The sequence below is a fragment of the Olsenella massiliensis genome (genome assembly GCF_001457795.1).
Classification (GTDB): Bacteria; Actinomycetota; Coriobacteriia; order Coriobacteriales; family Atopobiaceae; genus Olsenella_F; species Olsenella_F massiliensis.
This window is the reverse complement of record NZ_LN898200.1, coordinates 1-3,388: the sequence shown is the minus strand read 5'-3', so window position 1 is coordinate 3,388 and position 3,388 is coordinate 1. Positions and strand designations below refer to the sequence as shown.

The window sequence follows — 3,388 nt, the reverse complement described above, 5'->3', positions numbered from 1 at the left end:
CGCCGTGGTCGCCCGGACGGCGGCGTCTGCGCGTCGGGCGGGCGCCGCCTGGCGTCGCATCGCCCTGCACGGTCCCCGCGGGAGCCTGGGCGCCCGCCGCCTGGTCCTGGCCTGCGTCGCCGGCATGGTGACGGCGCCGACGCCTAGGGCCGGGCGTCCGGTCGCCCTGCTGCGAAGCGGCAGGCTCCAGGCGGGCACCGTCGCCTTCGGCGGCCTTGCGCCGCTGGCGGCGGGAGCGTTGCCCTCCCTCGGACGACCCCTTGCCCTGCGGCCGCTGAGCCTCCTGGCGTCGGGGGGCCTCGCCCCTGCCGCGACGACGCTGCCGCTTGTTCACGAAGATGTCCTCGTCGGCAAAGGTCTCCTCGGGAATGAGGCCGTGGGCGCGGTCAAGCTCCGCCAGGGCCATCTCGACCTCAGGCGACTGGAGACGCTCGAGCGCCGAGCGCGTCACGGTGTCGGGGCGGCAGGGGCAATGCAGCTCCTCGCTCTTCTTGACCGCCGCGTCGGAGGTCTCCATGTCCGAGAGGGGTATCCTCACCTGCTTGCCGTTTTCCAGGCGCAGGCAGATGCGCTCCTTGGGCGTGTCGTACTCCACGATCTTGGCCTTGCCCAACGGGGTGCTGATGACGGCGTTGCGCTTGGGGGCCCGCTGCTTGAAGTCCTTGTAGGCGTCAAACTCGTAGCGCAGGCAGCACATGAGGCGCCCGCAGGCGCCGGAGATCTTTGACGTGTTGAGGGGCAGGTCCTGCTCTTTGGCCATGCGAATCGAGACGGGCTCGAACTCGCGTCCCAGGCGTGCGCAGCACAGCTCCTGGCCGCAGTGGGCAAACCCGCCGGCGAGGGCCGCCTCCTCGCGCACGCCGATCTGGCGCATGTCAATGCGCTTGCGCAGCGTGCGACTGAGCTCGCGGACGAGCTGCCTGAAGTCGACGCGGTCCTCGGCGGAGAAGTAGCAGACCACCCTGCCGCCGTCAAAGAGGTACTCCACGCCCACGGGCTTCATGTCAAGCTCAAGCTCGTGGACGACGGACCGGAACAGCGGGAGCGCGTCGTCCCCCTGCTGGGCGAGCTGGTCGGCGCGGTCGAGGTCCTCGTCGGTGGCGATGCGCAGCACCTTGCTCAGGCGGGTGTCGCCCGTCGTCCTCGCCAGCTCGTCGCCGTCCACCTCTCTGGCGTCACGGGTGGCAAGGCCGATCTCCTGCCCGCGCTCCGTGGAGCAGATGACGAGGTCACCTTCCTCCGCACCCGTGTCGGCGGGGTCAAACCAGAGGTCGTGCGTCACGAACCTGAACTTCACCGGGATGACGGTGGGCATGCGAGCGCCTCCTTGACAGACAGGAGCATGGTCTCAAGGACCAGCTGAGGTGATACGTTATGCGCGAGGTCGTCGGCCGCGCCCAGGACGCGGCCCAGGGCACGCAGCACGCCCTCGCTCGAGGCGGTCTGCGCCAGGCGGTCGACCACATCCGTCACGTCCTCGTTCACGATGGGCTCGGACACGCCCTCGCGGCGCACGAGCACGTCACGCAGGAGCGAGTCGGCGGCGGCGAGCGCCTCCATCATACCCGAACGTTCCCGGGCGGTAAGCTCGCGCTTGTTGGCCTGCTCCAGCTGGCGCAGCGAGGCGGGGCTCAGATACTCGCCGCTCTCCCTCGTCCGCCTGTCCTGCTCCTTCCGGTAGCTCTCAAGGGGACTGCGCACCCCCTCCACGATCTCGCGCGCCGCCAGCAGCACGTCCCAGGCGTCGTCATGTGCCAGGCCCGCCAGCGCCCTCACGACGGACGAGCGCACCTGCCGCCGCTGTGCCGAGGCGAGAAACGACGCGGCCGCGTCGGGCGTGCCCGCCACGGAGAGGGCCACGCGGGCGTCCGTCCCGCGAATGCCGGAGCGCAGCTCCACGGCGCGCTCGGCCGCGTCGGGCCCGACGATCCGGAAAGGCACCTGCTGGCAGCGGGAGACGAGCGTGGGCAGCACCGCGTCGGCACAGCGGGCGATCAGGACGAAGTACACGCCTGCGGGCGGCTCCTCCATGGTCTTGAGCAGCGCGTTGGCGGCGGCGCCCCTGAGCAGCCCCGCCTGCCCCAGGATGTAGACCTTGGCCCGGGAGCGCGTGGGGGCCAGGCTGACGTCGTCGATGAGGTCGCGCACCTGCCGCACGAGGTAGCCCGAGGCGCTCTCGGGGGCAAGGAGGTGCACGTCGGGATGGGTGCGATGGGACACGCGGATGCACTCGTCACAGGTGCCGTCCCCGCCGTTGGGGCATACGAGGAGCTGCGCCAGGGCCAGGGCCGCCTCGGTCTTTCCCGAGCCGGGGACCCCCAGGAAGAGGTAGGCATGGCTCAGCCTGCCCTCCGAGAAGGCCCGGGCGAAAAAATCACGCACCCGCGGCTGCGTCGCGAGCGCGCGCAGGGCGTCCGGAAGGCGAGGCGGGGGCGCGGGCATGTCACGCACCGTCCCTCGCCGGGGCGAGCACCCTGCGCAGACGGGGAAAGGCCGCGCAGAGCAGCGAGTCCACACGGCTGGCCACCACCGCGGGATCGTCGTCCGCGTCGACGAGCCGAACGCGCCCGGGTTCAAGGCGAGCGAGCGTGAGGTAGCCCTCGCGCACGCGCGCCTGGAAGCCGACGCCCTCCGCCTCGAGCCTGTCGGCGCGGCGCCGCGTGGCGCGTCCCAGGCCGACCTGAGGCTCGAGGTCCAGGACGAGGGTCAGGTCGGGCACGACGCCGCAGCTTCCCAGCAGGTTGCAGCTGCGCGTGGTCTCCTCGTCGATGCCGCGGCCGCCATGCTGGTAGGCGAAGGTGGAGTCAAGGAAGCGGTCGCAGATGACCACGGCGTCGCGCGCAAGGGCCGGCTCCACGCGCTGACGCACGAGCTGCGCGCGCGAGGCGTTCATGAGCAGCAGCTCGCACTCATCGGCCATGTCGCCGTTCGCGGGGTCCAAGAGGACGGCGCGTATCTGCTCGCCGATGGGCGTGCCGCCGGGCTCGCGAAGCGAGACGACCTCGACGCCAGCCTTCCGAAGTCGCCTGACGAGGCCCGTGACCTGCGTTGACTTTCCCGCTCCGTCAACGCCCTCAAAGGTGACGAAGATGCCCTTGCGCCCGTCCATGCTAGCGTCCCTCGGCCGAGCCGTCACCGGAGCCGGAGAGCGTCGTGTAGGGAAAGAGTGTAGATCTCGGTGGTCGCCGTATCATTAAAAAAAAAAACTACTTCTTTGTCTTTCTGGGTTCTATCTCTTTTACCCGTCTTCTTTTTTCTACTCGACACTTTTTCACCTCTTTTATGCTCCCATCTCTGTATTAGTATACACCCCGATTCATCATTGTCCACTGCAGTCTCGCTCGCTATCTTTTCCTCTTCGTCCCCGCCGTCGCGTCCGTCTGGTGAT

3 protein-coding genes are annotated in these 3,388 nt (G+C 69.4%); all 3 read right to left on the bottom strand.

What is annotated here, in order from left to right:
• Positions 1-1,315 (bottom strand): PSP1 domain-containing protein (locus BN3001_RS00025; protein ID WP_058269800.1); only part of this gene is annotated, 1,315 nt, incomplete at its 3' end.
• Entirely contained in the window at positions 1,294-2,442 is a 1,149-nt protein-coding gene (locus BN3001_RS00020) for a DNA polymerase III subunit (protein ID WP_058269799.1), read from the bottom strand. The genes BN3001_RS00025 and BN3001_RS00020, both read right to left, overlap by 22 nt.
• Before the next feature lies 1 nt (position 2,443).
• Complete coding sequence (gene tmk / locus BN3001_RS00015) at positions 2,444-3,109, bottom strand: dTMP kinase (protein WP_058269798.1); 666 nt, start codon at positions 3,107-3,109, stop codon at positions 2,444-2,446.
• Positions 3,110-3,388: the final 279 nt, after the last annotated feature.

Excerpts from the sequence above, each read along its gene's own strand:
- BN3001_RS00020 (WP_058269799.1), bottom strand. The coding sequence starts at position 2,442 with ATGCCCGCGCCCCCGCCTCGCCTTCCGGACGCCCTGCGCGCGCTCGCG.
- tmk (WP_058269798.1), bottom strand. The coding sequence starts at position 3,109 with ATGGACGGGCGCAAGGGCATCTTCGTCACCTTTGAGGGCGTTGACGGA.